We start from the raw sequence: 13233 nt of genomic DNA on the forward strand, positions 1-13233 counted from the left end.
GATGGACAAGATCTACCAGGAGAACGGCTCGACCGGGCTGAACGCGTCGACGAGCAATGACCGGACGTTCTACATCGTCGGCATTCCGTCCAACAAGGTCGAGCTCTGGGCCTGGCTCGATCCGACCGGCTCGCGAACCCGGTCTTCCGCGAGTTCTACAGCGAGCGCAACGTCATCCTCGAGGAGCGGCGGCAGACCCTCGAGTCGCGCCCCGGCGGGACGGTGAACGAGGCGTTCAACGCGATGACCTGGATGGCGCACCCGTACCACTGGCAGGTCATCGGCCGGCCCGAGCGACATCGCCCAGGTGACACGCGAGCAGGGCAGCGAGTTCTTCGCCACCTACTACGCCCCGGACAACCTCACGGCGATTCTCGTCGGCGACCTCGACCCCGAGAAGACGCACGCCCTCATGGAGAAGTACTTCGGCGGATCCCCCGCGAACCCGAAGGGGTCCCGCCGGTCGTGACGCTCGAGCCCGCCCAGCCCGCCGAGCAGCGGATGGTGGCCGAGGTCGAGATGACGCCATCGGTGGAGGCCGACTACAAGGCGGTCCCCGCCGTCCACCGCGACGCCCCGGCGCTGCAGGTCCTCGGCGTCGTCCTCGGCGGAGCGCCGATGACCGGCCGCCCGGCATGGGCGGACCGGCGCGTCCGCCGTCGGCCGCCTCCACCGGGCCCTCGTCCTCGACCAGAAGGCCGCGACCCGCGCCCTCGGCCTACTTTCGCGGGCAGAAGTACGGCGGCCTCTTCACGGTCTCCGCGACGCCGGCCCCGGCAAACGGCCCGGCGAGGTCGAACCGCTCCTCTACGCCGAGCTCGACAAGGTCGTGAAGGAAGGAATCTCCGACGACGAGCTGGCCCGCGCGAAGAACGCCCTCCGCGTTGCCTTCTACACCCGGCTCGAGAGCAACTCCGGTATCCGCGAGTCTCGCCCAGGCCGAGAGCAGCGGCACGTACCGGGACCTCCTGGGATTCTCCGAAGAAGGTCGAGGCCGTGACCCGCGAGGACGTCCAGCGCGTCGCGAAGAAGTACCTCGTGAAGGAGAGCCGCAGCGTTCTCCTGACGACACGCAAGGGCGGGGGCGGCGAGGGGATGCCGCGGAGGCGACCCGGCGGCCCGCCCCCCGCACCCGCCGCCGCCCCGGTCCCGGAGGTGAAGGGATGAACCGCTTCGTGAACTGCGGCGCACTCCTGCTCGCCGTCTCGGCGTCCTGCGCCCTCGGGCAGGCGATCCCGGACCGCCCCGAGAAGCTCTCTTACCCCCCTATCGCCTTCCAGGTCCCGAAGGCGAAGGACGCGAAGGTCGTCCTGAAGAACAGAGTCCCGGCCTACCTCGTCTCCGATCCGACGGGCGTCCCGCTCGTCCGCATCACCGTCTGGTGGCGGGGCGGCGCCTACATGGAGCCGGCCGGCAAGGAAGGCCTCGCGAGCCTCTTCGGCTCGCAGCTCGCCGTCGGCGGGACGCAGAAGAAGGATGCCGCCGCGGTCGAGGACCGCCTCGAGGCGCTCGCGGCGACGCTCTCGTCGACCTGCGGCCCGACGAGCGGCAGCCTCTACCTCCAGGTGCAGGAGAAGGACCTCGCCGAGGGCGTCGACCTCCTCATGCAGGCGCTCACGCAGCCCGCGTTTGCACAGGATCGGCTCGACCTCGCGAAGAAGAGTGCCCGCCAGGGCCTCGAGCGGCGCAACGACGCCGTCACCTCGATCGCCCAGATCCAGATGCCGTATCTCCTCTTCGGCGAGAAGTTCTTCGCCACGGAGAAGACGACCGCCGCGAGCCTCGACGCGATCACGCGCGAGGATCTCCTCGCGTTCCACGCCGGGCTCCTCCACCCGGCGAACCTCGCCGTCGCCGTCTCGGGGAAGTTCGAAAAGAAGGCGATGGTCGACCTCCTCAACCGGACGGTCGGCGCGATCGCGGCGGGAAAGACCGCGCGCCCGAGCCCGAAGGTGCCCGAGCCCGACTTCGTGCGGGCGCCGGGACTCTACGTCTGCGACAAGGACGCCCCGCAGGCGATGCTCCAGTGGGCCTTCCCCGGGATGCGCCGCTCCGACCCCGACTGGTACCCGGCGATGGTGATGAACCACGTCCTCGGCGGTGGCGGCTTCACGGCGCGCCTCATGAAGAAGATCCGCTCCGACGAGGGCCTCACGTACGGCGTGAGGACGACGCTCGGCGAGGGGCCCCACTGGCGCGGCGACCTGACCGGCGGCCTCCAGACGAAGAACACCACGGTGGCCTACGCCCTGCGCCTCGCGCTCGCCGAGATGCAGAGGCTGAAGGACGAGGCGCTGACCGAGGCCGAGCTGGCGTCGGTCAAGGACGGCCTCGTCGAGTCGTTCCCGGCCCAGTGGGCGAGCCGCCAGGCGATCGCGAACCGCTTTGCCGAGGAGCAGCTGAACGGCTGGCCCGAAGACTGGTGGGTCGACTACCGCGAGAAGGTGAGGGCGGTGACGGCCGAAGACGTCCGAAAGCTGGCGAAGAGGCTCCTCGAGCCGGAGAAGATGGTCGTCCTCGCGGTCGGCAAGGCCGCCGAGGTCGAGTCGGGTGACCCGGACCACCCGGGCGCCCTGAAGGACGCGGTGAGGCTCCCGCTCTCCCGGGTGCCGCTCCGCGATCCGCTCACGCTCAAGCCGCTGCCCTGACGGCCCGACCCGGCTCCCCTCTACTTCGGCGGCGGGAGCTTGGACCAGTCGATCTGCGAGCCCCAGGCGCTGTGCGGGATCATGAAGACGGCGAGCGTCACGAGCGCCGCGACGCCGACGGCGACGCGGGCGTCGCGGCCCCCGCGGGCGCGGAACGCCGCGAACGCCCACGCGAGGACGGCGACGGCGGTCTTGTTGTCGGTCATGTCGCCGCCGAAGGGCCAGCCGGTCCAGTAGGCGTCGAAGGCCTGCTTCTGGACGAGCGGCCCGAGAGAAGAGGCCGCCGAACGTGAGGAGCGCCACGACGACGAGCGAGATCCGGAAGAGCTTTCGTTCGCCGCGGAGGGCGAAGAGGCCGGCCGCGTTCGCGACGAGCATCCCGGTGAACATCGCAAAGACGTGCGGGACGATGACGACGTTGGAGACCGCGCCCTTGAAGCGGGCGATCGCCGGGCGCTGGGGGAAGAGGGCGAATTGCCCTTCGCGCTCGAGCCGGACCTGGTACTCGACCTTGCCGGCGGGTGGCTGGTGCGGCAGGGCCGTTCTGAGCGTCTCGCCCTCGCGGACCATCGGCAGCGCCGCGAACGCGTCGTTCGTCGGGTAGCGCCGCCACGCCACGCTTCCGGTGACCTTCGGGTCCGGAGCCTTCACGGTGACGGCGAGGTCTCCCGCTCCCGCCCAGGAACGGAGCAGCCGGAGCTTCACGTCCGACTCCCCGAGCATCACGGTGCCGCGGGCGGGCCGCGTTGGCCCGGTGAGCCGCTGGTAGATGGCTGAGGAGAGGGTGACGAGGAGGGCGAAGAGCCAGATGCCGACACGTCTGCGCATGCGGGGCGGAGGATAGCCCGGCTGCTGGCATCATCCGAGGCATGAGGTTCTCGCCGCGCGCCTCCCGCCTCCTCATCGTCCTTCTCCTCGTCGCCTCGGCCGCCGCCCTCGCCCCGTCTTCCCTCGCGGCCGAAACGACGAAGGCCCCTTCGGCCCCGGCCGTCGTCTCGGGCGAGTGGTTATCGGCAGCCCTGGGATCGAAGGACCTCGTCCTCCTCGACGCCCGGCCGATGCGCGACTTCCTCGCCGCGCACCTGCAGGGAGCGCAGAGCGTCGCGGTCGAGAACCTCCGCTCCACGTCGGGCGGCGTCCCCGCCACGACATACCCGCCCGAGGTCCTCGGCGTCGTCTTCGCCCGCGCCGGGGTGACCTCCGGGTCACACGTCGTCGTCTACGGCGCAGAGAGCGACAACGACGCGACGTACGTCGCCACGGCCGCCCTGATCGCCGGAGCCCGGAAAGTCTCCGTCCTGGACGGCGGCTTCTCGCGCTGGACGGCCGAGGCCCGCGCGACGACGAAGGACCGTTCGCTCATCCCTGTCGCAAAGCCGACCCTCCCGGGCGATACCTCGTTCCTCGTCCCGATCGACGACGTGAAGAAGCGCATCGGCGACGAGAGAACCGTCTTCTTGGACGTGCGGCCCGAGGAGCAGTGGGCGGCAGGGCGCATTCCGGGGGCGAGGAACCGCTTCTGGAAGAAGGACGTCGACGGCGGCTCGTTCCGCCCCGAGGCCGCGACCCGCGCGGAGCTCGAAGAGGCCGGCGTCTCCTGGGAGAGGCCCGTCGTCGTCTACTGCAACAGCGGCCACCAGGCCTCGGAGACCTTCTACACGCTGAGATTCCGGCTCGGCCATCCCGACGTGCGGCTCTACCAGGGTTCCTGGCTCGAGTGGTCGATGACGCCCGGAGCGCCGAGAGAATCGTCCGCCCCCGCGGAGCCTGCGGCGAAGTGACGGCCGGCGAGATCGCCGCGCTCCTCGCCTCCTCGGCCGGCGCGGGGGTCATGAACGCCCTCGCAGGGGGCGGGACGATCCTCACGTTCCCGACGCTCATCCTCCTCGGGGTACCGGCGATCCAGGCGAACGCCACGTCGACGATCGCGCTCCTCCCCGGGGCGGCCGCGAGCCTCGCCGGCTACCGGCGCGAGGTGGCGACGCACCGCGCCTGGCTGAAGACGCTCTTCCTCCCGAGCCTCGTCGGCGGCGGCATCGGGTCGGTTCTCCTCCTGAAAACTCCCGAGAAGCTCTTCGCGAGCCTCGCGCCGTTCCTCGTCCTCTTCGCGACGCTCCTCTTCATGCTCCAGATCGTCCTCTCGAAGAGGAAGGGCGACGTCGAGGCGCACGCGCCAGACGGGCCCACGACGGCCCGTTGGGGCATGGCGACGCTGGCCCAGCTCGCCGTCGCGGTCTACGGCGGCTACTTCGGCGCAGGCATCGGCATCCTGATGCTCGTCGTCCTCGGCTTCCTGGGCCTCACCGACATCCACGCGATGAACGGGCTGAAGAACTTCTTCGGCATCACGATCAACGTCGTCGCGGCGGCGTGGTTCGTCCTGCACGGCGCCGTCCTCTGGCCCATCGCGCTCGTGATGATCGGGGGAGCGACGGTCGGCGGCTACGCCGGGGCGCGCTTCGCCCGGCGCATCGGCAAGGAGAAGGCGCGCGCGGCCGTCGTCGTCATCGGCCTCGGCGTCACCGCCGTCCTCCTGCTCCAGCGGAGCTGACGCCGAGCGCCCCGGCCCGTTCCTCTACGAGGCCGAGGTGGGCACGGACGCCGGTGTCGGACACGGCGAGCGTCCTCGCGCCGGACAGCGCCTCGGCGGCCAGCTCCCTCGCCTCGGCCTTCCGTCCGAGGCCGGCGAGGAGCTCGGCGCTGAGCGAGGCGAAGAGCGGCGCGACGTCGAGGGCCTCCCTGCCGACGCGCTGGGCGTCGGCGAGGAGCGTCGCCGGTTCCTCGCCGCGGGCGCGCCGGACCTCAAGGCTCCAGTAGCGGAAGAGCCCGATCGAGACCTGATTCGGCTCGAAGCGCGCCGGACGCCGGCCGGTACGCCAGGCGATCCAGGACCTGAGCGGCGCGGTGTCGAAACCCCGGTCGGGATAGGCCGCGTCGAACCGGTCGACCTCGGCCGCGGCCTCGTCCCACCGGCGCGCCTCGCCGAGAGCGAGGACCTCTCCGACGATCAGCTCGCGGGGGTCGGCCCCGAGCCGGACGCGGTCCCCTTTTCCCGAGAGGCCGCGGCGATACCAGTCGATGGCCCGGCCGAGATCTCCATGGAGGTGGAACGCGCGGCCCGCTTCCACGGCGATCGGTGCCTGCTCCTCCGTCCGCCCGTAAGCGGACACCCAGGCCGCATCCGCCGCAGCGCTCCGGCCGGCGTCGAGGAGCGCCACGGCCCGGGCCCGGGCAGTCCACTGGGTAAGCGGGGCGTCGCCGGCCTCCCGAGCGCGTTCCCACGCCAGCTCCACTTCAGACAAGGCCTCTTGCGTCCGGCCGCCGCCCCGAAGCCGGGCGGCCTCTCGCAGGTGCACATACGCCTCTTCCCGGGCCAGCGCGCGCCTTTCTGATTCCCCGGCCGCACGGGGACCACGAGGGAATCCGTCGAGAGCGAGCTCGATCTGTCTCGGTCCATACGCCCCGACCTTAAGGGACGCTCTCGCCGCCTCGACCGCGGGGCCGACGCTTCCGTCGAAGACCGCACTGGGGACGAGGGCGTACCAGGCCAGGAGCGGGGCCCGGTCGCCCCAGGACGGGCGGTCCGGCGATTCTGCAGAAGGCAGGCTGGCGTCGCGACCGACCGCTCCGTCGTCCCGCGGGACCTTCAGCGCCGCGACCGAGCCGGAGAAGCCCATCCGGTTGTTGAACCCGGCGAGGATCAGCTCCTTCCGGCCGTCTGCGTCGACGTCGGCCGCGGCCCCGGCGTAGTGATGCCCGGAACCGTAGAACGCGACGACGACCCGCCGGCGTTTCAGGTCGCAGACGTAGGTCGCGCCGGGATAGAGCGGGCTGTGACACAGGCTCACGGCCACCTCGTCGACGCCATCTCCCTCCACGTCGAACGGGAAGAGCGCGCCCGCGACGAAGGTGTTCGAGAACGTCGGGAAAGCAGCGGGGCCAAAGGCCGCGGTGACGGGCTCGGGGAGAGGCATCTCGGCCACGACCCGTCCGGTGAGCGGATGGAGGAGCTCGAGGACCTTCCTCGGCTCGTCGAGGCCGCCTCTCACGGCCACGGCTCCCGTCCGCCCGTCCCCCAGCCGGACGAGGTTGACCTGACGCCCCGCCTCCACGCCCGCGCGCCGCCAGAGCAGGCGTCCCTCGCCGTCGAGTGCCTGGATTCCCCCCGCGCCGTCCGGAACGAGGCGTGACAGCTGCGGCCGATTCCACGGGAAGACCGGGAGGAACGCCAGCACGAGGACGATCGCCAGAAGTGCAGCCGACATGCCGATCGCGAGGGGCCGTCGCAGCCGGCGCGGAGCCCTCCGCGCCTTCCGGGCCCCGAGGTCGGCGAGGACGTCGGCGGCCGTGGCGTAGCGCCTCTCGCGGTCCTTCGCGAGGAGGCGCGTGACGATGCCTGCGAGCCAGGAGGGCGCCTGCGGCCGGAGCTTCCTGACATCAGGTGGCTCCTGGCGGATGTGCGCCACGATCGTCCCGATGGCCGAGTCGCCGCGCAGCGGCACCTTCCCCGCGAGCATCTCGAAGAGGACGACCCCGAACGAGTAGAGGTCGCTCCGCGCGTCGAGGAGGTCGCCGAGCGCCTGCTCCGGAGAGAGGTACTCGACGGTCCCGACGAGCCCCTCGGTCTCCGTAACGCGGGTCTCGGTACCTTCCCAGTGCCGGGCGAGGCCGAAATCGGCGAGCTTCACTTCTCCCGACGCCGACAGGAGGATGTTCCCCGGCTTCACGTCGCGGTGAACGATGCCCAGCGCGTGCAGGTCGGCGAGCGCGTGCAGCACCGCGACGCCGATCTGGGTCGCGCGCTCCGGCGGGAGCGGGCCGCGGGCGAGAAGCTCACGGAGCGATTCCCCGTCGACGAGCTCCATCGTCAGGAACACCGTGTCGCCCGACTGGCCGATGTCGAAGACCCTCACGAGACGGCATCCCGCGGCGTCGCGCGCGATGGCCACCTCGCGCCGGAAGCGCTTGAGCGCGGCCTCCGACGTCCGGTCGGTCCGGAGGACCTTCAGCGCGACGCGCCGCTTCAGCTCGCGGTCGAACGCCTCGTAAACGACCGCCGAGCCGCCCATGCCGAGGACGCCGCGCACCTCGTAGCGCCGACCGATCTCGGTGCCGGGAGCGAAGAGGCGCACGGACGGCACGGTGATCTCACCGGTTTCCGTCGCGGCGTCGCCCGGATCGGGTCGCTCGTCTTCCACCGTCCCGGATCTCTCCTGCCGCAAATCATAGGCGCGGCGCCGGCGGGACGGGGCGTCAGAACAGGAAGTCCGTCGAGAGGAAGCTCGAACTGCGGTTCCTGAGAACGTCGTTCAGGATATGGGTGCTCGCAGACGTCTGCCGGGCGGCGAGATCGAGGGATTCCGGCGCACCTACCTCCGCGCCAGGACGACCGTGTCAGGCGACGTGGCGGCATCCCACGCTTCACGCTTCATCCCGCCGAAGACCTCCTCGACCCGGAAGCCGGCCGCCTCGAGCGCGGCCTCCAGCTCCACCCGCCGCCACCCCTTCAGGACGACGTTCTTCCCCGTGACGACCTCCACCGGCGGCTCCTCGCCGGGGCGCCAGCTCAGCGTGGTCGGGTTGAAGAGGACGGTGCCGTCGGGGCGTGGGTCCATGAGGCGCAGGAAGACGACCCGCTCGGCGTCGTCCTCGCGGACGTTCAGCGGGAGACTCGTGATGCGCTGGTCGAGGATCCGGTCGTAGTTGAGGATCTGAAGGAGGACCGGCGCGCCAGGATGGAGGAGGCCGGCGAGGTCCGCGAGGAACCGGACCATCTCCACCGGGAAGAGGTGCGGCAGACCGTTGCCGAGCGCGATCGCCCCGCCGAAGGGGCCCGTCACGGCCGCAGCCAGCTCCGCGAGGTCTCCCTTCACGAACGCCGGTCCCGGCCCCGCCTCGCGCGCCTGGGCGAGCTGAGCCTCGGAGGCGTCGACGCCCGTCACCTCGAAGCCCTCCTCCGAGAGGAACCGTGCGTGTTCCCCCGTCCCGCAGCCGAGGTCGAGGATGCGCCTCGAAGGCGCGCCGCCGAGGACCTCCCCGAGGAACGGCGCCTCGCGCTGGATCCGTGCGGGCCAGGCGATGAGGCGGCGGTAGGACAGGCGGGAGTAGGGGTCGTTCGCGTCGGGAGTGTCGGACATGCGCGAAGTCTCGCACCGCCGCCCCGAAATGGCGCGGCCGGGGTCGCCCCCGGCCGCCCAGGACTTCCGTTTCAGGAGCGCGGGGCCCCCCGTGCGCCCCGCCCGTGGATCAGGCCCCTCCGCCCTTCTCGGCCCCCTTGGGCCGCTTCGTGAGCTTGCCGCCCAGGTAGTCGCGGTTCATCCGCGCGATGACCTCGAGCTTGATCTCCTTCGGGCAGGCGGCCTCGCACTCGCCCATGTTCGTGCAGCCGCCGAAGCCCTCGGCGTCCATCTGCGCGACCATCTTGAGGACCCGGTCCTGCCGCTCCGGCTGCCCCTGCGGGAGGAGCCCGAGGTGCGAGACCTTCGCGCCGACGAAGAGCATCGCCGAGGCGTTCGGGCAGGCGGCAGCGCAGGCGCCGCAGCCGATGCACGCCGCCGCGTCCATCGCGAGCTCGGCGTCCTCTTTCCGGACGGGGATCGCGTTCGCGTCGACCCCGACTCCGGTGTTCACCGAGACGAAGCCGCCGGCCGCGATGATCCGGTCGTAGGCCGACCGGTCGACGATGAGGTCCTTGATGACGGGGAACGCCTTCGCCCGGAACGGCTCGACGGTGATCGTCTGGCCGTCCTGGAAGCTCCTCATGTGGAGCTGGCAGGTCGTCGTCGCCGAGCGCGGCCCGTGAGGGACTCCATTGATGACGAGAGAGCAGGCGCCGCAGATGCCCTCGCGGCAGTCGTGGTCGAGCGCGACCGGCTCCTCTCCCTTCTCCATGAGGCGCTCGCTCACGAGGTCGAGCATCTCGAGGAACGAGGAGCCGGTGCTGACGCCCGGGACGTCGTAGGTGACGAGGCCGCCCTTGTCGGAAGGCGACTTCTGGCGCCAGATGCGAACCTTGATGTTGATGTCCTTGTCGCCGCTCATTACTTGTAGCTCCTCGTGGCGAGGTGGACGGATTCGAACGTGAGCGCCTCCGTGTGGCGCTCCGGCGCCAGACCCTCCCCCTTCCACTCCCAGGCGGCAACGTGCGCGAACTTCTCGTCGTTGCGGAGCGCCTCGCCGTCCGGCGTCTGGTACTCCTCGCGGAAGTGGCCGCCGCACGACTCCTCGCGGGCGAGGGCATCGCGGCAGATGAGCTCGTCGAGCTCGAAGAAGTCGGCGAGCCGCCCCGCCTTCTCGAGGGCGACGTTCAGGTCCTCCCCGCTTCCCGGGACGAAGACGCTCTTCCAGAACTCCTCGCGAAGCTCCGGGATCTTCGCGATCCCCAGCTCGAGGCGCTCCCGGGTGCGGCCCATGCCGCAGTTCTCCCACATGAGGAGCCCGAGCTGCTTGTGGAGGGAGTCGACGGTCCGCTTTCCCTTGATGGAGAGGAGCTTCTTCGTCCGCTCGGTGACGTCCGCCTCGGCCGCCTTCACGGCGGGGTGCGTGGCGTCGACCTTCGCGGGCCTGCCCTGGGCGAGGTAGTTGCCGATCGTGTAGGGAATGACGAAGTAGCCGTCGGCGAGACCCTGCATGAGGGCCGAGGCGCCGAGGCGGTTCGCGCCGTGGTCGGAGAAGTTCGCCTCGCCGAGGACGAAGAGGCCCGGAATGTTGGACATGAGGTTGTAGTCGACCCAGAGACCGCCCATCGTGTAGTGGACCGCCGGGTAGATCCGCATCGGGACCTTGTACGGGTTCTCGTCGGTGATCCTCTCGTACATCTCGAAGAGGTTCCCGTACCGCTCCCGGATGACGCCCTCGCCGAGCCGGCCGATCGACTCGGCGAAGTCGAGGTAGACGCCCTGGCCGCCGGGGCCCACGCCGCGCCCCTCGTCGCAGACCTGCTTGGCCGCGCGCGAGGAGATGTCGCGGGGGGCGAGGTTGCCGAAGCTGGGGTACTTCCTCTCGAGGTAGTAGTCGCGCTCGGCCTCGGGGATGTCGGCGGCCTTGCGGGTCTCCCCCTTCTTCAGCGGCACCCAGATCCGGCCGTCGTTGCGGAGCGACTCGGACATGAGCGTCAGCTTGCTCTGGTTCTCGCCGTGGACCGGGATGCAGGTGGGGTGGATCTGCGTGTAGCAGGGGTTCGCGAAGTAGGCGCCGCGCCGGTGGGCGCGCCAGATGGCGGTGGCGTTGCACCCTTTCGCGTTCGTCGAGAGGAAATAGCCGTTCCCGTAGCCGCCCGTCGCGAGCATGACCGCGTCGGCGAAGTGGCTCGAGACCTTGCCGGTGACCATGTCGCGGACGACGATGCCGCGCGCCACGCCGTCGATCACGATGAGATCGAGCATCTCGGTGCGCGGGTACATCTTCACCTTGCCGAGGCCGATCTGCCTCTCGAGCGCCTGGTAGGCGCCGATGAGGAGCTGCTGCCCCGTCTGGCCCCTCGCGTAGAACGTCCGCGAGACCTGCGCGCCGCCGAAGGAGCGGTTCCCGAGCGTGCCGCCGTACTCGCGCCCGAACGGAACGCCCTGCGCGACACACTGGTCGATGATGTCGTTGCTCACCTCGGCGAGGCGGTGGACGTTCGACTCGCGGGCCCGGAAGTCGCCCCCCTTCACGGTGTCGTAGAAGAGGCGGTAGACGCTGTCGCCGTCGTTCTGGTAATTCTTGGCCGCGTTGATGCCGCCCTGCGCCGCGATGGAGTGGGCGCGGCGGGGGCTGTCCTGGTAGCAGAAGCAGGAGACCTCGTATCCGAGCTCGGCAAGGCTCGCGGCGCCCGAGGCGCCCGCGAGGCCGGAGCCGACCATGATGAGCTTGTACTTCCGCTTGTTCGCCGGATTGATGAGCTTGATGGCCGCCTTGTGCCGCGTCCAGCGCGACTCCATGGGGCCGGTGGGGCACTTGCCGTCGAGTTCCATTCCGCGACCTCCTAGCTCGCCACCGGGCGGACGAGCCCGGCCAGGACCGCGATCGGGAAGGAGATGTTCACGACGACGATCACGGTGGAGACGGCCATCAGGACCACCTTGAGCGGCTTCTCGTACTTCGGGGTCTTCAGCCCGAGTGTCTGGAAGAGGCTGAAGGCGCCGTGGAAGAGGTGGAAGCCGAGGGCGACCATGGCGAGGATGTAGAAGATGGAGACGGCCGGGTTCGAGAAGGCCGTGACGAGGTTCGAGTAGACGTCGGTGTGGCTGAAGGTCGGGTGGACCGAGCCGACCGTGAGATGGAGGAGGTGGTAGACGATGAAGAGGCCGATCATCGGCCCCGTCCAGTACATCGTCCGCGAGGTGATCGTCGCGGCCTGGAAGTCCTGGCTGGCGTAGCCGACGGGGCGGGCCGCCCGGTTGCGCCGCCAGAGGATGAAGGCGGCCACGGCGTGAAGGCCGACCGCGCCCAGCAGGACGGCGCGGAACCCCCAGAGGACCGCCGGCACCGACTTCAGGAACGCCGCGTAGGCGTTGATCTTCTCCGGCCCCTGGTAGAGCTGGAGGTTTCCGACCATGTGGACGAAGACGAAGCCGTAGAGGACGAGGCCGGTCAGGGCCATCACCGCCTTCAGGGCGATGGAGCCGAGCACCGGTCTTTCGGAGGTCATCGGTATCGCGCTCATCTGGCGTTCAGCAGGTCAGCTTCCCGCAGAGCTCGGCGACGGACTCGGCCGACTTCTGCAGCGCCGCGAGCTCCTCCGGCGTCAGGTTCAGCTGGATGATCTTCTCGACACCGTCCTTGCCGAGGACGACCGGGACGCCGACGTAGAGGCCGTTGATCCCGTACTCCCCCTCGAGGTAGGCCGCGCAGGGGAGGATCTTCTTCTTGTCGTTGAAGATGGCGTCGGCCATCTCGACGGCCGCGGCCGACGGGGCGTAGTAGGCCGAGCCGGTCTTCAGGAAGTTGACGATCTCGGCGCCGCCGCCCGCCGTGCGCTTGACGATGGCCTCGACCCGGTCGGCGGGGAGAAGCTCGGTGATCGGGACGCCGGCGACCGTGGAGTACCGCGGGAGCGGAACCATCGTATCCCCGTGTCCGCCGAGGACCGTCGCGTGGATGTTCGCCATCGAGACGTTCATCTCCATGGCGATGAAGGCTCGCATCCGGGCGGCGTCGAGGATGCCGGCCATGCCGACGACCTTGTTCTTGGGGAGCTTCGAGACGCGGCGGGCGACCTCGCACATCGCGTCGAGGGGGTTCGTGACGACGACGATCGTCAGGTCGCGCGAGTAGCGCGTCACCTTCGCGATGCAGTCGGCCACGATCTCCTCGTTCTTCTTCAGGAGGTCGTCTCGCGACATGCCCGGCTTGCGGGCGAGACCGGCCGTCATGATGCAGAGGTCGGAACCCTCGGTTTCCTCGAAACCGTTGGAGCCGACGATCTTCATGTCGAAGCCCTCGACGGCCCCCGACTGGTACATGTCGAGGCCCTTGCCCTGGGGAACTCCGTCGACGACATCGACGAGAACGACGTCCGCCAGCTCTTTCTCGACGATCCTCTGGGCGGCCGTCGCCCCGACGTTCCCTGCCCCGATGACGGTGACCTTTCGTCGCATGCTTC

General features: G+C 70.2%; 14 protein-coding genes. 6 read left to right on the forward strand and 8 right to left on the reverse strand.

Annotation, left to right across the window (positions count from 1 at the left end; all coding sequences use genetic code 11):
• Positions 1-307: 307 nt before the first annotated feature.
• Entirely contained in the window at positions 308-469 is a 162-nt protein-coding gene (locus tag IPN03_09995; GenBank protein ID MBK9374036.1) for an insulinase family protein, read from the forward strand.
• A gap of 249 nt (positions 470-718) precedes the next feature.
• Here IPN03_09995 and IPN03_10000 read toward each other — a convergent pair whose 3' ends face one another.
• Positions 719-955 carry a hypothetical protein gene (locus tag IPN03_10000; protein ID MBK9374037.1) on the reverse strand — a complete coding sequence of 79 codons (237 nt, stop codon included), beginning with the start codon at positions 953-955 and terminating at the stop codon, positions 719-721.
• 41 nt (positions 956-996) lie between these two features.
• On the opposite strand from IPN03_10000, the gene IPN03_10005 reads away from it, so the two are divergent.
• Both IPN03_10005 and IPN03_10010 read left to right on the forward strand, forming a co-directional pair.
• A complete protein-coding gene (locus IPN03_10005) occupies positions 997-1167 on the forward strand; it encodes a hypothetical protein (GenBank protein MBK9374038.1) in 171 nt (56 codons plus the stop codon).
• Complete coding sequence (locus IPN03_10010; protein MBK9374039.1) at positions 1164-2648, forward strand: insulinase family protein; 1485 nt, start codon at positions 1164-1166, stop codon at positions 2646-2648. The genes IPN03_10005 and IPN03_10010 overlap by 4 nt, the downstream gene beginning before the upstream one ends.
• Positions 2649-2668: 20 nt before the next feature.
• Here IPN03_10010 and IPN03_10015 read toward each other — a convergent pair whose 3' ends face one another.
• The gene (locus IPN03_10015; GenBank protein MBK9374040.1) at positions 2669-2854 is read right to left on the reverse strand and encodes a hypothetical protein; all 186 of its coding nucleotides are present in this window, start codon (positions 2852-2854) and stop codon (positions 2669-2671) included.
• Positions 2855-2937: 83 nt separating this feature from the next.
• Between IPN03_10015 and IPN03_10020 the strand changes: the two genes are divergently transcribed.
• The 3 genes from IPN03_10020 to IPN03_10030 all read left to right on the forward strand — a co-directional run bounded on the left by IPN03_10020 (position 2938) and on the right by IPN03_10030 (position 5199).
• On the forward strand, positions 2938-3252 hold the full coding sequence (locus IPN03_10020; GenBank protein MBK9374041.1) for a hypothetical protein: 315 nt from the start codon (positions 2938-2940) through the stop codon (positions 3250-3252).
• A gap of 265 nt (positions 3253-3517) precedes the next feature.
• The gene (locus IPN03_10025; GenBank protein MBK9374042.1) at positions 3518-4429 is read left to right on the forward strand and encodes a sulfurtransferase; all 912 of its coding nucleotides are present in this window, start codon (positions 3518-3520) and stop codon (positions 4427-4429) included.
• Positions 4430-4479: 50 nt separating this feature from the next.
• Entirely contained in the window at positions 4480-5199 is a 720-nt protein-coding gene (locus IPN03_10030) for a sulfite exporter TauE/SafE family protein (GenBank protein ID MBK9374043.1), read from the forward strand.
• On the opposite strand, the gene IPN03_10035 is transcribed toward IPN03_10030, so the two are convergent.
• From IPN03_10035 to mdh, 6 genes are all read right to left on the reverse strand, one after another.
• Complete coding sequence (locus tag IPN03_10035; protein ID MBK9374044.1) at positions 5168-7846, reverse strand: serine/threonine protein kinase; 2679 nt, start codon at positions 7844-7846, stop codon at positions 5168-5170. The genes IPN03_10030 and IPN03_10035 overlap by 32 nt on opposite strands.
• 171 nt (positions 7847-8017) lie before the next feature.
• Entirely contained in the window at positions 8018-8785 is a 768-nt protein-coding gene (locus tag IPN03_10040) for a class I SAM-dependent methyltransferase (protein ID MBK9374045.1), read from the reverse strand.
• 109 nt (positions 8786-8894) lie between these two features.
• On the reverse strand, positions 8895-9689 hold the full coding sequence (locus IPN03_10045; protein MBK9374046.1) for a succinate dehydrogenase/fumarate reductase iron-sulfur subunit: 795 nt from the start codon (positions 9687-9689) through the stop codon (positions 8895-8897).
• Complete coding sequence (locus tag IPN03_10050; GenBank protein ID MBK9374047.1) at positions 9689-11602, reverse strand: fumarate reductase/succinate dehydrogenase flavoprotein subunit; 1914 nt, start codon at positions 11600-11602, stop codon at positions 9689-9691. The genes IPN03_10045 and IPN03_10050 overlap by 1 nt, the downstream gene beginning before the upstream one ends.
• 11 nt (positions 11603-11613) lie before the next feature.
• Positions 11614-12279: a succinate dehydrogenase cytochrome b subunit gene (locus IPN03_10055; protein ID MBK9374048.1), complete on the reverse strand. Its 666-nt coding sequence runs from the start codon at positions 12277-12279 to the stop codon at positions 11614-11616.
• A gap of 22 nt (positions 12280-12301) precedes the next feature.
• Entirely contained in the window at positions 12302-13228 is a 927-nt protein-coding gene (gene mdh, locus IPN03_10060) for a malate dehydrogenase (protein ID MBK9374049.1), read from the reverse strand.
• Between the last annotated feature and the right edge of the window lie 5 nt (positions 13229-13233).

It is taken from the genome of Holophagales bacterium (genome assembly GCA_016719485.1).
Taxonomy (GTDB): Bacteria; Acidobacteriota; Thermoanaerobaculia; order UBA5066; family UBA5066; genus UBA5066.

Coding starts and splice junctions, on each gene's coding strand:
- IPN03_10050 (MBK9374047.1), bottom strand. CDS start 11,602: ATGGAACTCGACGGCAAGTGCCCCACCGGCCCCATGGAGTCGCGCTGG.
- mdh (MBK9374049.1), bottom strand. CDS start 13,228: ATGCGACGAAAGGTCACCGTCATCGGGGCAGGGAACGTCGGGGCGACG.
- IPN03_10055 (MBK9374048.1), bottom strand. CDS start 12,279: ATGACCTCCGAAAGACCGGTGCTCGGCTCCATCGCCCTGAAGGCGGTG.
- IPN03_10010 (MBK9374039.1), top strand. CDS start 1,164: ATGAACCGCTTCGTGAACTGCGGCGCACTCCTGCTCGCCGTCTCGGCG.
- IPN03_10040 (MBK9374045.1), bottom strand. CDS start 8,785: ATGTCCGACACTCCCGACGCGAACGACCCCTACTCCCGCCTGTCCTAC.
- IPN03_10025 (MBK9374042.1), top strand. CDS start 3,518: ATGAGGTTCTCGCCGCGCGCCTCCCGCCTCCTCATCGTCCTTCTCCTC.
- IPN03_10015 (MBK9374040.1), bottom strand. CDS start 2,854: ATGACCGACAACAAGACCGCCGTCGCCGTCCTCGCGTGGGCGTTCGCG.
- IPN03_10030 (MBK9374043.1), top strand. CDS start 4,480: ATGAACGCCCTCGCAGGGGGCGGGACGATCCTCACGTTCCCGACGCTC.
- IPN03_10045 (MBK9374046.1), bottom strand. CDS start 9,689: ATGAGCGGCGACAAGGACATCAACATCAAGGTTCGCATCTGGCGCCAG.